Source organism: Frigoribacterium sp. CFBP 8759 (assembly GCF_014841655.1).
GTDB lineage: Bacteria > Actinomycetota > Actinomycetes > Actinomycetales > Microbacteriaceae > Frigoribacterium.
The window spans coordinates 88,885-106,247 of sequence record NZ_JACYUH010000005.1 but is presented as its reverse complement, the minus strand read 5'-3'; the positions used below and the strand labels follow the sequence as shown (position 1 = coordinate 106,247).

Genomic DNA, 17,363 nt, shown 5'->3' with positions numbered 1-17,363 from the left:
GTACGATGCCGCGGTGGACAATCTCGACTACGGCATCATCGACCTCCTGCGCCAGAACGCCCGCGCAGGGTACGGCGACATCGGCGCCTCGGTCGGCCTCAGCGCCTCGGCGGTGAAGCGCCGCGTCGACCGCCTCGTCGCCGACGGGGTCATCAAGGGGTTCACCGTCCAGGTCGACCCCGCCGTCGACGGGCTCGGCACCGAGGCCTACGTCGAGCTGTTCTGCCGTGGCACCGTCTCGCCCCAAGAACTGCAGCGCATCCTCGGAACGGTGCCCGAGGTCGTCGACGCCGGCACGGTGACCGGCAGCGCCGACGCCATCGTCCACATGCGCAGCCGCGACATCCCGTCGCTCGAGGAGGCCCTCGAACGCGTACGCAACGCCCCGAACGTCGACCACACCCGCAGCGCGATCGTGCTCTCGAAGCTCATCAGCCGCCGCTCGGCCTGAGGCACGGCCCTGCGGTCGGAGGCTCAGGTCGGCCGGCTCGCAGGTCGGTTTGTGTCGCGGGCCGGTGTCGCGGGCCGTCCCGACTCGCAGCTCGATGCCGCAGGCCGGCCCGACCCGCAGGCCGGTCAGAGTCGCAGGTCGGCCAGCGTCGGGTCGAGGCGTCCGTACCGGTGTGCCGTCAGCGAGACCGACTGCTCTCGCAGGAACGTCAGCAGTTCGATCCGCCCCTCCTCGGTCACCTCGCCCGACGAGATCGTGACGTCGGGGCTGCCCCGCAGGGCCCGGGCCAGCGCGGTGGGGTCTCCGCCGATCGTCCGGATGCGCAGGCCGCGGTAGGCCGCGACCGCCTCGGGTGACGGATCCGGTCTCGAGTCGTCGACCCGCGCCTCCTCGGTGGAGGCCCGCTCGCCCCCGGCTGCCTCGGCCAGCAGGTCGAGCACGTCCGGGCCGGCCACCTCGGCCGTGGGGCCCTGCAGCGCCCCCGCGGCCGCCCGCGCGACGAACGCCTCGTCGCTCTCGACGACGACGTCGCGCACCCGCACCGGCGACGAGGAGGCGCGCCACAGGTGCACGAGACCCGCCGGCAGCGGCACGGCCGAACTGATGGTCAGGGTCGACCCCGCCCGTGCCCCGGCGGCGACGAGCCGGACGAGAGCCGTCGGATCGGCCCCCGCGGAGAGTCGCAGCGTGACGGGGTGCGGACGGTAGCGGAGCACGTTGCGCTGGACGACGAGGCCGGTGACGTCACGGGCCAGGCCGAACTCGGACTGCCAGGCGCGCTGGTCGCTCTCGACGGCCGTCCGCAGCGAGTCGAACTGCTCGAACGACAGGGTGGGTCGGGCCGCGTCGACGAGACGGGTGACCCCCTCGGAGACGTCGTGCAGGCGCAGGGAGGGGCGCGGCTCGTGGGGACGGTGGCGCCAGGCCCCCTGGCCGATCAGGGCGTTCGGGCCGCCGGGCTTGAGACCCCGACCGATCGCCCGTCGACCCCACCCGCCGGGGGGCCTGCGCCGGACCCGGGCGCCCGTCGTCGGACCGCCGACGACGAGGTCTCCGGCCCGCACGGTGTGCAGCCACTCGTCGATCTCGTCGACGTCGAGGGAGTGCAGACCCGCCACGTCACCGCCGTTCTCGGCGTTCTGCACCGCGATCGCCTCGGCCAGGGTCTCGACCGGGACGAGGCCGACGACGGGGACCTCGTGCGAGCGGGAGGCGAAGGGACCGCGGGCGTCGACGCCGTCGCGCACGCCCGGCGAGCAGAGGGCCCCGGTCTCGTCGAGGGGACGCGGCTCGAGCAGCCACGACTCGCCGGGGCCGAGCACGGTCAGGACGTCGAGCTCGGACCCGGTCGGGGTGGAGGCGAGCGGGCCCATCACGGTGGCGACGTCGTCGGCCGGACCCACGACGACCGCCTCGAAGGCCTCGCGCAGCAGGCGACGGAAGGCCTCACCGTGACCGACGGACCCGACGGCCAGCACCAGGTCGAGGGCTCCGTGACCACGGCCGGCGTGGTCGACGACGCTGGCGACGACGTCGGCGGCGGCGAGCTCGAGGTCGGCCGACGGGGTGACGACGAGCGAGGTGACCCCCCGGGTCCGCACGGCGAGGTCGAGGTCGGGGCGCGCTTCACGGAGGCCGACGGCCGTCTCGACCGCCCCGTGCGCGACCACCCGGTCGACCAGCGGGTGCGTCAGCAGGGCGCGTTCGTTGTCGGGGTCGTCCGCGACGACGAGGGCCAGGAGCGAGTCCGGGACGCCGACCGCCCAGAGCGCCTCCGCGACGACGGCGACCGCCCGCCGCCGGCTCCGGGGCAACAAGACGACGACCGCGCTGCCGGCGCCGAACGCCGCGAGCACTCCTTCGACCGTTCCGGCGACGGGCGTGACGAGGTCGGGCACGACGACCGTCAGCCGCGGGGGCAGGTGCTCGGCCGTGTCGACCGCCGCGAGCCCTCGGGTCAGGACGGCCAGACGGTGGGCCGAGTCGACGGCCGCACCGACCTCGTGGTCGGCCTCGGACAGGGTCGAACCGGACTCGCTGACGGACACCTCGACCAGGCGCGAACGCCGCAGGGCGAGCTCGCGGCCCGCCAGGTCGAGCAGCTCGGCGCGGGTCTCGGGGTCTTGGCCGCCCCAGGCCTCGCCGGCCGAGGAGGCGCGGGTCACCATCGCCACGAGGGAGTCGTCGTCGAGGGCACCGCCTTCCGAAGAGGTGGGCCCGAGGGAGGGGGCCGCGTCGGCGGTCTCGATGCCGGCGACCGACCGACGGGCGCGCCCGAGCACGCCTCGGGCCCACCTCCGGTTGCCGTCGAGCGAGGGATCGGTGTCGGCCTCGGCCACGAAGTCGACGACGTGGTCGGGGCCCTCGTCGAGCGGGCCCGACCGGTCTCGACGGCGCCGGGGCACGGAGGGCAGATCGCCGACGGCCGCCACGGCGCGGTCGTGCCGGCGAGCCTCTCGCGTGAACGCCGCCTCGTGGTCGACGTCGAGGGCGCTCGAGAGGAATCCCTCGGGGTCGGCGAGCGCGTCGAGCCGGCCCACCAGGTGTCGCACGGCGGAGTCGAACTCGCCGGAGACGGTCACCGGCACCAGGAGGACGAGTGACCCGAGCTCGGAGCGGACGACCTCGGCGAGCCCGGGTGCGGCCCCCAGCCACATCTCGCCGTCGAGCAGGTGGTCGGTGCCGTGGCGACGGGCGACCGTGACGGCATGGGCCAGGTCGAAGACGTCGTGCCCGGCGAGGCCGACCCGGGCGACCGCGGCGTTCTCGGGCCTCAGCGCGAACTCGACCAGCCGGAGGTGGCTCGCGTCGGTCTCGTGCTTGGCCTCGAAGGTGACGACGGGCCAGTCGTGCAGGCGGGCGTCGACGATCTCGTCGAGTCGCGACCCGCCCTTCACCAGCCGGACCGAGATCGGCGCGCCGCCCCGGTCGACGCGGTCACGGGCCCAGTCGGTGAGCAACCGCAGCGAGTCGAGCGCCTCGGGGACGTACGACTGGACGACGATGCCCGCCGTCACCGCCTCGAGCCCGGGTCGGTCGAGCAGTCGCGTGAAGACGTCGATCGTGAGGTCGACGTCGGCGTGCCGGTCGACGCCGAGGGTGAGGAGCGTGCCCGTCGACGCCGCCAGCTCGACCAGGGGCCGGAGCCTCGACTCGGCGAGGTCGCTCGTCTCGTCGAAGGCCCAGGGCGAGGTCGGGCCGACGAGCTCGCGGACGGTCGTCGTGACGCGCTCGACGTCGGGCCGCTCGATCAGGGCCCGGACCGCGGCGACCCGGCGCTCGGCCTGGGTCGGCCCCGACACCGTGGGCCCCCAGGCGGTGACGTCGAGCCGGACACCGTCGCCGCGCAGACCCGTGAGGGCCTGCGCGAGCTTCTCGGGTGGCGCGTCGACGAGCAGGTGCCCGACCATGTGGCGCAGCGTCCGCCGCGCGACCGGCATGATCGGCTTGGGTGCGATCGGGCCGAAGCCCCCACCGAACGAGATGGCCGCCCGGAGGTGCCAGGGCAGCAGGGCCGGCGTGCGTCGACTGAGCGACTCGAGGGCCGATGCGCCCGCCCGGTCGTCCCCGGGGCGGACGACGCGGTCGGCGAAGTCGCGGGCGAAGTCCAGGCCGCGGGGGTCGCGCAGCACCTCGGTCAGACGGGCGGCCGGACCCTGCACCGGGACGGCACGCGCGGCGTCCCACCAGCGGCGGGCTGTCTCGACGGTCTGCTGCGTGACTTCGTCGGCGTGCACATCGGACATGGGTCGAGGATATGCCGCGCCACCGTCCCTACACTGGGCGAATGGCCGACGAACTCACCGACGAGGAGTGGGTCGTCTGGGACTCCTTCTACGCCATGAGACGGCGCCTCGACCGGGCCCTCGAGCTCCGTCTGCAGAGCGATTCGGGCGTGTCCGCCCCCGAGTACGAGATCCTCGTCGGCCTGGGCCGGAGCAGCGACCGACGCTCGCGCGTGCGGGACATCGCCGAGCAGATCGGCTGGGAGAAGAGCCGGGTCAGCCACCAGGTCACCCGCATGGAGCGCCGGGGGCTGGTGCGCCGCACCGAGTGCGCGTCCGACGCGCGGGGCACCTGGGTCGAGCTGACGCCCGACGGCCGCCGGGCCATGCTCGCGGCGACCCGGGGGCACACGGCCGCCATCAAGAGGTACTTCACGGACGTGCTCGAGACGGACGCCGAGGTCGTCCGGGCGTTCTCGGGTCGCGTGCTCGAGGCGATCGGCACGGACGCGTCGCCCGACGCCCAGGCCTGACCCGCGCCTCCTCTGCGTCCCGACGCGGACGCGCGGTCGTCGCGGCCACCTCGGTCATCTCGGCCGTCTCGGCCGTGCCGGCCGTGCCGGCCGCGTCAGTGGAAGCGGTGGTCCTGGATGGTCATGCGCGGGCCGAACCTCGGCTTCGAGAAGCCGCTGCCCGTGATCAACCGCATGACGCGTTCACGGTGGCCGCGCCACGGCTCGAGCAGCTCGAGCATGCCGTCGTCGTCCACGGGACGGCCGATGAGCGCCCATCCGACCACGGCGGGTAGGTGGTAGTCGCCCACGCTGGGGCTGTCGGGGTCGCCGTGCGCACGTTGCGTCGTCTCGGCGGCGGTCCAGACGCCCACGCCGGGGATCGACCGGAGGCGCGTCGCGACCTCGTCGCCACCCCGACCGACGGCGAGCGTGCGCTCTAGTGCGGGCGCCACCGCACAGACCCTCATGACGGTCGCCGATCGCTGCGGCCCGACGCCGGCCCGGTGCCACTCCCAGCTGGGGATGCGGCGCCAGCCCTGGGCGTCCGGCGGCACGACGAGCCCCTCGGGTGCCGGACCCGGTGCCGGCGTGCCGTGTCGACGCACGAGCTGCCGCCACGCACGCCAGGCCTCGACGCTCGTGACCTTCTGCTCGAGGATCGCCGGGACGACGGCCTGCAGCACGAGGTTGGTGCGGGTCAGCCGGAGCCCCGGTTGCCGCCGACGGGCGTCGGCCAGGAACTCGTTCGTCGTGACGTCGAGCCCCGACCAGTCGTCGCCGCGGCCCAGCAGCTCGGGCACGTGCTCGATCGCCCAGGCGGCTCCCGGCCCCCACGCGTCGGCGCGGACGGACGAGGAGGCGCGGCTCGCCGACACGCAGAGCGTCGCCTCGCCCGCCGGGGTGCGCAGGGCGAGCCACGTCCGGTCGCCGTCGACCCGGAACGAGGGATCGCCCGAGCCGCGACCCAGGGGTCGCAGGGTGGCCCGGACGTCCACCGGGCGTGCCGACGAGTAGACCGTCCCGAGCCGTCGGTCGTCCGCGGCGGGAGCGGCCCCCGTGCGCTCGAGCTGATCCATGTCGCGATGGTAGACGCTCCCGCCGACAACCCCTCTTGCGTCATGGCTCATGTCTGTGTGATATTTTATGCGTCGGCCATCCGCCGCCCGTGCACGAGACGAGAGACACCGAGCAGACCCGATGACGATCACCACGAGACCCCTGTCCGCACCCGCAGGTGCCCGCGTCACCTCCTCCGCGCCCGGCCGACCGAACCGCCACCACCAGGGCGATGCCCATGGTCCCGACGTCGCCCCGGCCGCTCCCCCGGTCCGGCGGGCCACCGCCCGTCGGGCCAAGCGGGCGATCGACGTCGTCGGGGCCGTCGCCGCTCTGACCACCCTCGCTCCTGCGCTCGCCCTCGTCGCCCTGGCGGTGCGACTCGACAGCCGCGGCCCGGTCCTCTACCGCCAAGAACGCTGTGGGCTCGACGGCCGGACCTTCGAGATGCTGAAGTTCCGATCGATGGCCGACTCCGATCGGGCCGTCGCGATCATGCCCGAGGCGAACGACGCCGACGGGCCGCTCTTCAAGCTCCGCGTCGATCCGCGTGTGACCCGGGTTGGCCGCGTGCTCCGCAGGCACTCGCTCGACGAGCTGCCGCAGCTGGTGAACGTGCTTCGGGGCGAGATGAGCCTGGTCGGGCCGCGCCCGGCCCTGCCGCGAGAGGTCGCCCAGTACTGCAGCCGCGCCCGCCAGCGCCTTTCGGTGCTGCCGGGGCTGACCGGCCCGTGGCAGGTGGGGGGCCGCTCCGACCTCGACTGGGACGCCGGGCTCGACCTCGACCTCGGCTACGTCCACGGCTGGACGCCGACGACCGATGCGCGGCTGCTCGTGCAGACGATCGGCGCCGTCGTCCGGCCCTCCGGCGCGTACTGAGCGAGACGCGGCACGCGTTCCCCGGACCCGACCGCCGACCAGACCCCCGAAGCGGAGCCACCATGACCGACCACCGTGCCCGCAGACGACGCCGCTCGTTCTTCCGACGCCACCGTCTCGCCATGACGAGCCTGCTCGTGCTGGTCGGCGTCGTGATCACGGGGGTCGGGGCACTGGCGATCTTCGGTCTCACCACGATCCGGTCGGCCGAGGACGCCCTCGACGACGTCGGCACCCTGACCGACTACGCGGGCCGTCCCGCCCCCGCCACCGACGGCTCCGTCAACCTGCTGCTCCTCGGGTCGGACAGCCGCGAGCCCGTCGACGAACGCGACCTCGCGGGCTCCGGGCCTCGACGGGCGGACACGATCATGGTCGCCCACATCGCCGCGGACCGTCACTCCGTCGAGCTCGTGTCGATCCCCCGCGACACCTGGGTCGAGGTGCCGGGCCACGGCCAGGCCAAGGTCAACGCCGCCCTGGCCTGGGGCGGCGTCCCACTCCAGACCCGGACGATCGAGGCGTTGACGGGCGCACGCATCGACCACGCCGCCGTCGTCGACTTCGGCGGCGTCGAATCGATCGTCGCGACGTTGGGTGCCGTGACCGTGCAGAACGACGTCGAGTTCCGTCGAGGAGATCGCGTCTTCGCCGAGGGAGCCGTCACCCTCGACGGTCCGAGCGCTCTCGAGTACGTGCGCGAGCGCTACGCCTTCGCCGACGGCGACTTCCAGCGCATGCGCAATCAACGAGCCCTGGTGGCCGGCATCACCGACCGCCTGGTCAGCACGCGCACCCTGACCGATCCGGCGCGCGTCTCGGCGTTCGTCGAGACCACTGCCGGTCACATCGGGGTGGACAGCTCGTGGACCACGAGCGACATGATCGGCCTCGGCCTCTCGTTGAGACAGCTCCGACCGTCCGACGTGACGTCCTTCACGATGCCCGTCTCGGGCACCGGCACGTCACCCGACGGGCAATCGATCGTCGTCGTCGACGACTCGATGCTCGACGACCTCCGTCGGGCGTTCGCCGACGACGACCTCGAGGCGCTCAGCCCCCCTGCGGGCTGAGCGAACGGATCAGAGCGGCCGCTGCCGGGCCCCAGCCGCCACCCGTCGCACCGGGCGACACCCGCACGGCATCCGAGAACGTCCGCCACGAGCTCGGTGGCAGTCCGAATCCACACGAGATCAACCCATGGGCCAGACGGGGCTCGAGGATGTCGAGTTCGCGGGTAAGGGCAGGTGATCGTTCGACCGAGGCGAGTCGCCTGATCGTGGCACCCAGGCAGGTCAGGGTCGACAGGGGCGCCGGGGCCCCTTCGGACCTCGTCGCGAGGGGGAGCAGTCGGCTCGTCACCGCCGCGATCTCGGCCGGGTCGGCACTGCCGCCCGTCGAGTGTCGACCGGCCGACCACGACACGAGCCGGGCGTACAGGTCGCGGGCGGCGACGACGTCGGCGAGCTCGGGGCGAGCGACCCGCGTGTAGCGGTTCGGAGCCATGTCGACGAGGCCCCTCTCGTCGAGCCGCTCGAGAGCGGAACGGACGGGAGTCCGCGAGACGCCCAGCCAGGTGGTGAGTTCGTCGTCGGCGAGCCTCTCGCCGGGCGTCAGGGTGCCGTCCAGGATCGCGACGAGGATCATCCGGTAGACGTCGTCGCTGAGGCGTGGGCGGACGAGGGTCGCGCGGGCGCCGGCCCTCGCGACGTCGTCACCCCGGGGGAGGACGCGACGGCCCTCGACGACGGCGGACGCCCCGCGCGGATCGGACGCCCCGTCCCGGGCGACGTCGGGAAGGTCGAGCCTCGAGGTGACCCGTTCGCACGCCTCGGCCGCGGCGTCGACCAGCCCGCCGCCGAGTGACCGACGAACCTCGACGAACACGTCGGCGACGACGTCGAGATCGTCGGCGGACAGCTCTCGGAGGTGATGGCGCAGGGGCAGCGTCAGACGACGCGCGTGTCGGACGGCGAGGCGGCCGAACACGTTGTCGTCGACGGCCGACCACACCGCCGCCCAGGAGTCGCCGACCGCGTCGACCTCCTCGACGGAACCGTCCGCCGAGGAGGAACGGGCGCGGCAGTCGTCGACGAGGCCCGACAGGCGTCGATCGAGCCCGGTTCGTTCGTCGTGACCCGCCGACGCCACGACGGCCGCGAGCAGGGCGCACCCGACCGCCAGGAGGTCGACGGCGACCTCGCGGCGAGGGACCACGACGCTCGTCGCCCTCCGGGCCGAGATCTCGGCCAGTCGCACCTGCTCGAGCTTCGCGATGGCGACCCGGATCGGCGTCCGCGAGACACCGAGCCACGTCTCGCAGTCGGCGTCTCGCAGACGCTCGCCCGGTCGCAGCGTGCCGTCGAGGATCGCCGCGACCAGGTACTCGAAGACGGCGTCCTTCTGCAGGCGCCGAGGGATGACCGGACGGGCGGGGGTCGGGACGGGCATCGTCGCCTTTCGTCGGTGTCTGGAATTCCGGGTACCAGCATAAGGCATGCATGCCTCAGGCGTACGACGCTCCCCGACCGGCCTGCCCCTAGGATCTCCTGGTGGCGACCCCGAAGATCGTGTTGTTCTATGCCTTCACACCGCTCGGCGATCCCGAGGCGATGCGTCTGTGGCAGCGCGACCTCGCCGAGTCCCTGCACCTGCGCGGGCGCGTCCTCGTGTCCCACCAGGGCCTCAACGGCACGCTCGGAGGCGACCTGCCCGACGTCAAGCGCTGGCTCAAGAAGACCCGGCAGCACCCGGCCCTGGCCGAGCTCGACGTCAAGTGGAGCGAGGGCACCGGCGACGACTTCCCCCGCCTGTCGGTCAAGGTGCGCGACGAGATCGTGACGTTCGGCGCGCCCGACGAACTGCAGGTCGACGGGTCCGGCGTGGTGGGCACCGGTGAGCGGCTGTCCCCCGACGAACTCCACGAACTCGTCGACCGTGAGCAGGTCACCTTCTTCGACGGGCGCAACGAGTACGAGTCACGCATCGGTCGGTTCCGAGGCGCCGTGGTGCCCGACGTGGCCACGACCCGCGACTTCGTGGCCGAACTCGACAGCGGGCGCTACGACCACCTCAAGGACGAGCCCGTCGTCACCTACTGCACGGGCGGCGTGCGCTGCGAGGTGCTGTCGTCCCTCATGACGTCGCGTGGGTTCTCGCGGGTCTACCAACTCGACGGGGGTGTCGTGCGCTACGGCGAGCGCTTCGGCGACGACGGCCTGTGGGACGGTTCGCTCTACGTCTTCGACGGTCGCGGGTCGGTCGAGTTCAGCGACCACGCGGCCGTGATCGGTCGCTGCGAGGTCTGCGGCACCGCGACCAGTCGCATGCAGAACTGCGTCGAGGTGCAGTGCCGACGGCAACTGGTCGCCTGCGACGGGTGCGGTGCACGAGGCGACGTGACCTGCGACCGGCACCGCGCCTCCTCGTCCCTGACCGGCGGCGGACCCGCGGTGCTGTGACCTCGGTCGAGGCTCCGGCGTAGGGTCCCCGGCATGACTGAGACCAACGACATCAAGAAGATCGGCGAGGTCCTCGACGCGGGCCGCATCGGCATCCTCACCACGCAGAGCAGCCACGGCCACCTCGTGAGCCGGCCCCTCGCGATCGTCGATCGCGACTTCGACGGCAAGGTGTACTTCTTCACGCGCGACCCCTCCCCCAAGGTCGACGACGTCAAGGCGCACCCGCAGGTGAACGTCGCCGTCGAGACCGGCAAGGGCTACCTGTCGCTCGCGGGCAAGGCCTCGATCGTCAAGGACTCCGGGCTGATCGACGAACTGTGGACGACCGGGGCCGAGGCCTGGTTCGACAAGGGCCGCGAGGACCCGACCGTCGCACTGCTCGAGGTCGACGTCGACACGGCCGAGTACTGGGTCAGCAACGAGCCCAAGGCCGTCACCCTGTTCAAGTACGCCAAGGCCGCCGTGACCGGCGGACACCCGAAGAACGTCGCCGACACCGGCACCGTCTCGCTCTAGCCGAGGAGGCGCGGCGCGGGTCGTCCTCGACGGCCCGCGCCCCCGGCGGTTCGCGTCCTGTGATGGTCCGTGCCCGCCCCGGTCACCCGCAGGTGACGGTCCGACCGTCGCCGTTCACGTAGTCGCCGGGCCCGAGCTGGGCACAGGTCGTCGCGAGTTGCGAGTAGTAGTCGAGTGCCGCGATGGCGTACACGAGGCTCAGGACGATGACGATCGAGGCGACGACCATGCCGGTCAACGCGAGGGTGGCCGGGCGGCCGGCGGCTCGGGCGCGTCGCGCCGCCACGATGCCGAACACCAGGCCGAGGGGCGCGAAGAAGACGCCGAAGACGATCGACGCGATCGCGAGACCGCGGCCCTCGTCGTCGGTGCGGGGCGGCGCGGACGACCAGTCGTCGTCGGCGGGGAAGAAGTACGAGCCGAGGCCTGCGTTCTCGGGTCGGGCGTCGGGCGCGGAGCCGGTCTCGGGCACGGGACCGGGCGGCGGCGCCCAGACCTGACGACCGTCGGAGTCCCACGTCGGCGCGGCGGCCTGCTGGGCGACGGGCTGCTGGCCGGCGGCCTGCTGGCCGACGGGCTGCGACGAGGGGGGCTGCGACGCCGCGGGCTGGGGGAAGAACGGCTGCTGCCGTCGCGTGGCGGGCATCGACGGTGCGCCGGAGGGGTCGAGCGGCCAACCGCGATCGGCCACGCCCGCCTCGGGGTGCACCGGGCGAGGCGGACCGAACGGGAACTCGCCCCGGTCGGGCTCGGTCGGCGCGGGCCGGGCGAACCGGGCCCACGGCGACGGCGGACGCCCCGGCTGCTCGTTGCTCATGCAGGCGAGGGTAGTACGGCCGCCTGCGCGACCGGCAGGGCGGTGACCGGGCCCGTGGACAGGTGCCGCGCCTCCTCGTGGTCCATGATGGGTCTCGACCTCGGCCCGTCGATCGGGCCCTTCGATGCGATGGAGCCCCTCGATGCGAATCGGAATCCTCACCAGCGGTGGCGACTGCCCCGGTCTCAACGCGGTCATCCGCGGTGCCGTGCTCAAGGGCACGCAGATCCACGGACAAGAGTTCGTCGGCTTCCGCGACGGCTGGCGAGGCGTCGTCGACGGCGACGTGATGCCCCTCACCCGCAAAGAGATCCAGGGCATCGCGAAACAGGGCGGCACGATCCTCGGGACGAGCCGCACGAACCCGTTCGAGGGCGACGGCGGTGTCGACCGCATCGCCGAGAACATGGAGCGCTTCGGCATCGACGCCATGATCGCGATCGGCGGCGAGGGCACCCTGGCCGCGGCCAAGCGCCTGACGGACGCGGGGCTCAAGATCGTCGGCGTGCCCAAGACCGTCGACAACGACCTCGGGGCGACCGACTACACCTTCGGCTTCGACACCGCGGTCCAGATCGCCACCGACGCCATGGACCGCCTGCGCACCACCGGCGACTCGCACAGCCGCTGCATGGTCGCCGAGGTCATGGGCCGGCACGTGGGCTGGATCGCCCTGCACTCGGGCATGGCCGCCGGTGCCCACGCGATCCTCATCCCCGAGCAGGCGACCAGCATGGACCAGATCGTCGAGTGGGTGCAGTCGGCCTACGACCGGGGTCGGGCACCGCTGGTGGTCGTCGCCGAGGGCTTCGTGCCCGACCACGAGAGCGACGTGCACTCCGAGCGCGGCCTGGACGCCTTCGGCCGCCCGCGCCTCGGCGGGATCGGCGAGCGACTCGCCCCCGTCATCGAGGAGCGCACGGGCATCGAGACCCGCGCCACGACGTTGGGGCACATCCAACGCGGCGGTACGCCCACGTCCTACGACCGCGTGCTCGCCACGCGGCTCGGCATGGCGGCGAGCGACGCGGTGGTCGAGGGTCGTTGGGGGCGCATGGTCGCCCTGCGGGGCACCGAGATCGTCCACGTCTCGTTCGAGGAGGCCCTCGACAGCCTCAAGGTCGTCCCGCAGCACCGCTACGACGAGGCCGCGATCCTCTTCGGCTGAGGGGCGGCCGCCGGTGGGCGGTGGCCGGTGCGCGGTGGCCGGTGCGCGGTGGCCGGTGCGCGGTGGCCGGTGGGCGGTGGCGCGGGGTCCGTCGCACAGGCGATGTGCGCCCGGCCGGAGTCTGACAGGCTCGACGCATGATCACGTTCATCGTGGTGGGGGCGATCGGACTCCTGCTCCTGCTCGTCAGCATCGTCGTGGGCGACCTGCTCGACGTCGTCGACGTCGGCGACGGGCTCGTCTCGGGCGTCGCCCTGGGCGCGGCCCTGGCCATCTTCGGGCTCGCCGGGGTCGTCACGTCGCAGACCGACCTCGCCGCGGGGTGGACCTACGCCGTCGCCGTCGGCATGGCCCTCGTCGCCCTCGTGCTGATCCAGCTCGTCGTCCGCCGCGTGACGCGCCGCGAGAGCGGGGGGCACTGGTCGCCCGTCGGGTTCGTCGGCGTCACGACCGAGGCCACCGGCCCGGCCGGCGGCGAGGTCCGACTCGACGACGTCCGCGAGCTCGAGCGGCGGCTCGCGACCAGCGACGCGCGCATCGAGCGCGGCGTCCGCGTCCGCGTCGTGGCCGAGAACGGCCCGCGCGTGCAGGTCGAGGCGCTCGACGCCGGCGAGACCTCCGCGTCACGTGATCCCCAGACCAACTGAAAGGAAGCCCCGTGGACTTCATCTCCTCCAACGTCAGCGTCGTCGCCATCGTCGTCGCCGTCGTCATCGTGCTCGCCCTGCTGTCGTTCGTCGCCAGCCGCGTCCGACGCGTCCCGCCGAACGAGGCCCTGATCGTGGTCGGCCGTGGCGCCGAACGGTCCGAGGGCGGCGGCATCTCCAGCCCGCAGAAGGTCATCATCGGTGGCCGCACCTTCGTCTGGCCGATCTTCCAAGAGGGCTTCAAGCTGTCGCTCGAGCAATACCAGACCCCGGTCGAGGTGCAGGCGATCGACGCCAACTACATCCGCACCGCCGTGAAGGCCACGGTCAACTTCAAGGTGACCGGCACCGAAGACGGGGTGCGCCGCGCCGCCCAGCGCTACCTGCTGCAGCAGCAGCAGCTCCCGGTCATCGTGCAGCAGTCGCTCGAGGGGTCGATCCGCGGTCTCATCGGCGGCCAGCCGGTCGACGACCTGGTCAAGAACTTCTCGCGCCTCGCGGCCGACGCCGTGAACGAGACGAAGGGCGAGCTCGCCGAGCTCGGCCTCCAGATCGAGACCATGAACATCCGCGAGATCGAGACGCCGGGCAGCACCTACCTCGCCGACCGCGGTCGTGCCGAGGCGGCCGTCGCCAAGCAGAACGCCGACGTGGCCGAGGCCGAGGCCGAGCGCATCGCCGCCCTGGCCCGCATCGGCAACACGCAGCAGACGGCCGAGCGTCAGCTGCAGCTCGACGTCCGCCAGGCCCAGATCAAGGCCGAGACCGACCGCGCCCAGGCCGAGGCCGCCGCCGCCGGTGAGCTCGCCCGGGCCATGCAAGACAAGCTGGTCGCCGAACAAGAGAGCATCGCCGTGGCCGAGCAGGCCAAGGTCAACCAGGAGCGACTCAACATCGAGGTGCGCCAGCCCGCCGAGGCCGCGGCCTACGCGTCCGTGCAGAACGCCGAGGCCGAGCGCGACGCGGCCAACGCCGCCGTCGAGGCCGAGGCGTTCCGCCGCACCCAGCTCGCCGACGCCGCCCGCAACGCGGCCGAGAACGAGGCCGCGGCCGTCGAGGCCGCCGGTCGCGCCGAGGCCGCGGCGATCAAGGCCAAGGGTCTCGCCGAGGCCGAGGCCGTGGACGCGCTGGCCGAGGCGCAGGGCAAGTTCGGCCAGGCGGCACTCGCCTCGCAGGTCATCTCGCGCCTGCCCGAGATCGCCCGCGAGATGGCGGCGCCGATGGGCAACATCGACGCCCTGACGGTGGTGTCGACCGACGGTGCCAACGAGCTGACCAAGTCGGTCGCCAACAACATGACGCAGCTGCAGGACGTCGTGAAGGCCACGACGGGGCTCGACCTCGTCAGTGCGCTGGGCGGGTTCCTCGGGGGCAAGGCGGGAGCGTCCGGCCCCGTCGATCGCGTCTGACCGCACCCGCGTAACCTCGGTCGCATGCGTGCGATCGTGGTCGAGAAGGGCAGGGCCGCCGAGCTCCGAGAGCTCGACGAGCCGGTCGCCGGGCCAGGTGACGTCGTCGTCGACGTCACCTGGTCCGGCATCAACTACAAGGACGGTCTCGCCCTTCGCGGTGACCCCGGGGTCGCCCGGGTCGATCCTCTCGTGCCCGGCATCGACTTGGTCGGCGTCGTGGCGTCCTCGGGGTCGTCACGTTTCGCGCCGGGCGACGAGGTGCTGGTCAACGGTGCGGGCCACGGCGAGACGAAGGCGGGCGGCTTCGCCGAACGCGTCGTGGTCGACCCGGGCAGCACCGTCCTGCTCCCCCCGGGCATCGACGGGCGGCGCGCGGCCGCCATCGGCACGGCGGGTTTCACGGCGATGCTGAGCGTCCTCCGGCTCGAACGCGACGTCGGACCCGACGACGGCGACGTCGTGGTGACCGGTGCGGCCGGAGGCGTCGGGTCGGTGGCGATCGCGGTGTTGAGCCGCCTCGGGTACTCGGTCAGCGCCTCCTCGGGTCGCCTCGCCGAGCAGGGCGACTACCTCCGCTCGCTCGGGGCCGCGGCCCTGGTCGACCGCGACGAACTGTCCGGTGCGGGGAAGCCGATGCAGCGGGCCCGCTGGGCCGGCGGCGTCGACTCGGTCGGGAGCCACACCCTCGCGACCGTCCTGGCCCAGACCCGCTGGGGTGGCACCGTCACGGCCTGCGGGCTCGCCCAGGGCGCCGACCTGCCGACGACGGTGCTGCCGTTCATCCTGCGGGGCGTGACCCTGGCCGGCGTGAACTCGGTGGAGGCACCGCTCGACCTGCGCCAGCGCGCCTGGGACCGACTGGCACGAGACCTCGACCTCGACCTCCTCGACTCGATGACCGGCGAGGTCGCCCTGGCCGACGTGGTGGGCGCCGGCGAGGCGATCCTGGCGGGCCGGACCCGGGGGCGGACGGTCGTGCGCGTCGGCGGATCGCACATCTAGAACTCCGGATCACCCATACGTACTCAGCCCTCGGGTTTATGCTCGACATGTCGGCGACCGGTTCAGGGCCGGGTCGACGAACCGACCGACCGCGGTGCCGAGCGCCGTCGACCGTCGGCACCTGACCGCAGACACGACGGAGGCCCCCGATGCCGATCCCCCAGAACGACGACCAGACGCCCGCCCCTCGCCGCCTGTTGCGCGACGTCGTCTACGACAAGATGTTCGCCGCGATCATCGACGGCACCCTCGAGTTCGGTGAGCGCCTGAACGACGACCAGCTCGTGGCCTGGCTGGGCGTCTCCCGCACGCCCGTCCGCGAGGCGATCGCCAAGCTCGCCGACCAGGCACTGGTCGACATCGAGGCCAACCGCTACACGCGCATCGTCGACCCGTCCTACGGCGAGTTCGTCGACACCGTCGACGTCGGTTACGCCGTCTGGTCCCTCTTCGTCGAGCGGGCCGTGCCCAAGCTCGACAAGGCTCAGCGTGCCGAGGTCGTCGGCCTCCTCGACACCCGGGCCAAGGCCTTCAAGGCGAAGAAGGAAGAAGACATCGCGGGCCTCGTGCGGGCCAACGAGATCCTTCTGGCCGCGGCCGACAGCGAGTCCCTGACGCGACTGTGGTCGAACACCGGCCCGCGCCTCCTGCTGCTCCTGCGTCGTCCGTCGGCCAACGGCATCTTCGACTTCCCGCAGGCGCACGCCTTCACCGTGGCGTTCCGCGACGCCGTGAAGGCGGACGACGCCGCGGCGGCCGCTGCCGTCGTGCGCGAGCAGCCCGCACGCCTGCAGGGCCTGTTCGACCAGGTGCGCGAGGCGGGCATCTACCGCGCGTGACCGTCGCCCCCTCCGTGGCCGCCCCGGTGCCGCCCGTGCTCGACGTCGTCGCTGCACGGGTGACCCGGGGCGGTCGTGATCTGCTGCACGACGTGTCGTTGCGCGTCGACTCCGGCCAGCACTGGGCGCTGATCGGCCCCAACGGAGCCGGCAAGACGACGCTGCTGACGTTGTGCGGTGCGCTCGGCCACCCGACCGCGGGCACGGTCGACGTCCTCGGCCGCCGCCTCGGGCGGGTCGAACTGAGCGAGCTGCGTCGCCACATCGGCCACGTCGATCCGCGCCATCGCATGGTCGGCGACGCCACCGTTCGCGAGGTCGTGCTGACCGGCTTCACGGGCAGCAGCGACCCGGTGCCCCGCTGGGTGCCCACCGACGAGCAGGAGGCGCGGGTCGTCGACCTCGTCGCGAGCGTCGGTCTCTCGTCCCGCCTCTCGGCACGATGGAGCGTGCTGTCCCAGGGCGAACGCGGTCGGGCGCTGATCGCCCGCGCCCTGGTGTCGCAGCCGGCCCTGCTGCTGCTCGACGAACCGGCGACCGGACTCGACGTCGCGGCGCGGGAACACCTGCTCGACACCGTCGACGAGCTGCGCACGACCCACCGCGCGATGTCCTCCGTGACGGTGACCCATCACCTCGAGGACCTGCCGAGCAGCACGTCGCACGCCCTGCTGCTGCGCGACGGCCGGGTCTTCGCCACCGGACGGGCCGACGACGTGCTGACGTCCGAGCTCGTGTCGGGCGCGTTCGACCACCCGCTCGTGGTCGATCGGGCCGGCGGCCGCTGGTCGGCCCGCGCCCGCCGCCGCTGACCTCCGGCCGTCCCGGCACGCCGGGCCGGGCCCAGCCGGGCCGGGCCCAGCGGGGCCGAA

At 73.1% G+C, this 17,363-nt stretch carries 16 protein-coding genes; 12 read left to right on the top strand and 4 right to left on the bottom strand.

The window, feature by feature from the left end; translation table 11 throughout:
- Positions 1-13 precede the first annotated feature (13 nt).
- On the top strand, positions 14-451 hold the full coding sequence (locus tag IFT79_RS15200; RefSeq protein WP_043593232.1) for an Lrp/AsnC family transcriptional regulator: 438 nt from the start codon (positions 14-16) through the stop codon (positions 449-451).
- Positions 452-576: 125 nt separating this feature from the next.
- On the opposite strand, the gene IFT79_RS15195 is transcribed toward IFT79_RS15200, so the two are convergent.
- Positions 577-4,197: a proline dehydrogenase family protein gene (locus tag IFT79_RS15195; protein ID WP_192125109.1), complete on the bottom strand. Its 3,621-nt coding sequence runs from the start codon at positions 4,195-4,197 to the stop codon at positions 577-579.
- Positions 4,198-4,238: 41 nt separating this feature from the next.
- Between IFT79_RS15195 and IFT79_RS15190 the strand changes: the two genes are divergently transcribed.
- Positions 4,239-4,709 carry a MarR family winged helix-turn-helix transcriptional regulator gene (locus IFT79_RS15190; RefSeq protein WP_056044096.1) on the top strand — a complete coding sequence of 157 codons (471 nt, stop codon included), beginning with the start codon at positions 4,239-4,241 and terminating at the stop codon, positions 4,707-4,709.
- 95 nt (positions 4,710-4,804) lie between these two features.
- Here the strand turns inward: IFT79_RS15190 and IFT79_RS15185 are convergent, their stop codons facing one another.
- On the bottom strand, positions 4,805-5,767 hold the full coding sequence (locus tag IFT79_RS15185) for a DNA-3-methyladenine glycosylase family protein (protein ID WP_192125107.1): 963 nt from the start codon (positions 5,765-5,767) through the stop codon (positions 4,805-4,807).
- A gap of 121 nt (positions 5,768-5,888) precedes the next feature.
- Between IFT79_RS15185 and IFT79_RS15180 the strand changes: the two genes are divergently transcribed.
- Both IFT79_RS15180 and IFT79_RS15175 read left to right on the top strand, forming a co-directional pair.
- The gene (locus IFT79_RS15180; RefSeq protein ID WP_233568436.1) at positions 5,889-6,626 is read left to right on the top strand and encodes a sugar transferase; all 738 of its coding nucleotides are present in this window, start codon (positions 5,889-5,891) and stop codon (positions 6,624-6,626) included.
- 62 nt (positions 6,627-6,688) lie between these two features.
- Entirely contained in the window at positions 6,689-7,699 is a 1,011-nt protein-coding gene (locus tag IFT79_RS15175; RefSeq protein ID WP_192125105.1) for an LCP family protein, read from the top strand.
- Here IFT79_RS15175 and IFT79_RS17090 read toward each other — a convergent pair.
- On the bottom strand, positions 7,680-9,077 hold the full coding sequence (locus tag IFT79_RS17090) for a GntR family transcriptional regulator (protein ID WP_199736308.1): 1,398 nt from the start codon (positions 9,075-9,077) through the stop codon (positions 7,680-7,682). The genes IFT79_RS15175 and IFT79_RS17090 overlap by 20 nt on opposite strands.
- Positions 9,078-9,178: 101 nt before the next feature.
- On the opposite strand from IFT79_RS17090, the gene trhO reads away from it, so the two are divergent.
- Both trhO and IFT79_RS15155 read left to right on the top strand, forming a co-directional pair.
- The gene (gene trhO, locus IFT79_RS15160; protein ID WP_192125103.1) at positions 9,179-10,087 is read left to right on the top strand and encodes an oxygen-dependent tRNA uridine(34) hydroxylase TrhO; all 909 of its coding nucleotides are present in this window, start codon (positions 9,179-9,181) and stop codon (positions 10,085-10,087) included.
- Positions 10,088-10,120: 33 nt separating this feature from the next.
- Complete coding sequence (locus tag IFT79_RS15155) at positions 10,121-10,606, top strand: pyridoxamine 5'-phosphate oxidase family protein (protein ID WP_056044110.1); 486 nt, start codon at positions 10,121-10,123, stop codon at positions 10,604-10,606.
- Between the two features lie 82 nt (positions 10,607-10,688).
- Here IFT79_RS15155 and IFT79_RS15150 read toward each other — a convergent pair whose 3' ends face one another.
- Complete coding sequence (locus IFT79_RS15150) at positions 10,689-11,423, bottom strand: DUF4190 domain-containing protein (RefSeq protein ID WP_192125101.1); 735 nt, start codon at positions 11,421-11,423, stop codon at positions 10,689-10,691.
- Between the two features lie 142 nt (positions 11,424-11,565).
- Here IFT79_RS15150 and IFT79_RS15145 point away from each other — a divergent pair, with 142 nt between their 5' ends.
- The 6 genes from IFT79_RS15145 to IFT79_RS15120 all read left to right on the top strand — a co-directional run bounded on the left by IFT79_RS15145 (position 11,566) and on the right by IFT79_RS15120 (position 17,303).
- A complete protein-coding gene (locus tag IFT79_RS15145) occupies positions 11,566-12,591 on the top strand; it encodes a 6-phosphofructokinase (RefSeq protein WP_056044114.1) in 1,026 nt (341 codons plus the stop codon).
- 137 nt (positions 12,592-12,728) lie between these two features.
- Entirely contained in the window at positions 12,729-13,238 is a 510-nt protein-coding gene (locus tag IFT79_RS15140) for a hypothetical protein (RefSeq protein ID WP_159824867.1), read from the top strand.
- 11 nt (positions 13,239-13,249) lie between these two features.
- Complete coding sequence (locus IFT79_RS15135; RefSeq protein ID WP_056044120.1) at positions 13,250-14,647, top strand: SPFH domain-containing protein; 1,398 nt, start codon at positions 13,250-13,252, stop codon at positions 14,645-14,647.
- Between the two features lie 24 nt (positions 14,648-14,671).
- Positions 14,672-15,652 carry an MDR family oxidoreductase gene (locus IFT79_RS15130; protein ID WP_159824865.1) on the top strand — a complete coding sequence of 327 codons (981 nt, stop codon included), beginning with the start codon at positions 14,672-14,674 and terminating at the stop codon, positions 15,650-15,652.
- 149 nt (positions 15,653-15,801) lie between these two features.
- On the top strand, positions 15,802-16,491 hold the full coding sequence (locus tag IFT79_RS15125) for a GntR family transcriptional regulator (RefSeq protein ID WP_123571143.1): 690 nt from the start codon (positions 15,802-15,804) through the stop codon (positions 16,489-16,491).
- Positions 16,488-17,303, top strand: coding sequence for an ABC transporter ATP-binding protein (locus IFT79_RS15120; RefSeq protein ID WP_342211861.1), 816 nt, complete (start codon positions 16,488-16,490; stop codon positions 17,301-17,303). Before IFT79_RS15125 ends, IFT79_RS15120 begins: the two co-directional genes overlap by 4 nt.
- Positions 17,304-17,363: the final 60 nt, after the last annotated feature.